The following is an 839-nucleotide window of genomic DNA, read 5'->3' as shown; positions in this document are numbered from 1 at the left end:
CGAGGAAGAAAACTTCGGGCCGTGGCAGGTCCATTCGGAAGGAACTGTTGGCCGGGACCGGTCCTACGACAAATGGAGTATCGGTGATCCCGGTATCGAACTCGGGGTCTTCAACGAGGACGCCTACCAACTTTCGCGGCTGGTACACGCACCGGTTTTTGAAGTCCAGTGGAAGGAGATTCCGGCGCGTGTCCCGGTACTCGGTGAGCTGGGTTTCGCGGCCGTCATCGATGCCACCCAGATGTATCAGAACATCGCATACTTCCTCGGCCTCTTGAACGAGGATCGGGCTCGTGCTAATATGCCGCCCGCAACCCAGACCGACGTGGACAAGGCAGTGAGTCACGGGTTTGACAAGAAACAATCGTTCCGACACCGCACAAAGGAGAAGAAATGAGCAAAATCACCAAAAGTCGCGTCATCATCGAGTTCGAGGCGTCTTCTGGCTACGAGTCGAAAGAAGAGTTCCAGACGCATCCGAGTTCGCTTCCACTCAGGAATGCGCTGCGCGAGATTTTGCGCGTGCTCCTGATCAACAACTAACGTGAGGAAGTGACGAACATCGTGAATGAAGCTCTGTACTACGACGAAGAGGATGCGGTGTGAAGCTCAGTGAGATGAAGGCCCTGTATCTTCGGGCCAAGGACGCATACTACAACGGCAAGTCCGAGATCATGTCGGATGCAGCGTTCGACCGTCTGGAAGATACGATCCGGAAACGCAGCCCAGAATGGGAAGAATTGGACAAGACGGGTGTGCGTATCTCTGACAAGAAGGAAGAGGTGGCTCTGTGTTGGCCTATGCCGAGTCTGGAAAAAGCGTATCCTGACGACGTACCG

At 54.8% G+C, this 839-nt stretch carries 3 protein-coding genes; all 3 read left to right on the top strand.

The genetic code is table 11. The features are described 5' to 3' along the window. Positions 1 to 397 (top strand): hypothetical protein (locus tag AC1RPN_RS07905; RefSeq protein ID WP_481763669.1); only part of this gene is annotated, 397 nt, incomplete at its 5' end. Then, on the top strand, positions 394 to 543 hold the full coding sequence (locus tag AC1RPN_RS07900; RefSeq protein ID WP_481763668.1) for a hypothetical protein: 150 nt from the start codon (positions 394 to 396) through the stop codon (positions 541 to 543). The genes AC1RPN_RS07905 and AC1RPN_RS07900, both read left to right, overlap by 4 nt. Positions 544 to 602: 59 nt before the next feature. Next, positions 603 to 839, top strand: a 237-nt coding sequence (locus AC1RPN_RS07895; RefSeq protein ID WP_481763667.1) for a hypothetical protein, incomplete at its 3' end; no start/stop codon positions are given.

It is taken from the genome of Dellaglioa sp. CoH-57-MRSF-20 (genome assembly GCF_056781955.1).
The sequence above is the reverse complement of the archived record's forward strand: the minus strand, read 5'-3'. Positions and strand labels throughout refer to the sequence as shown.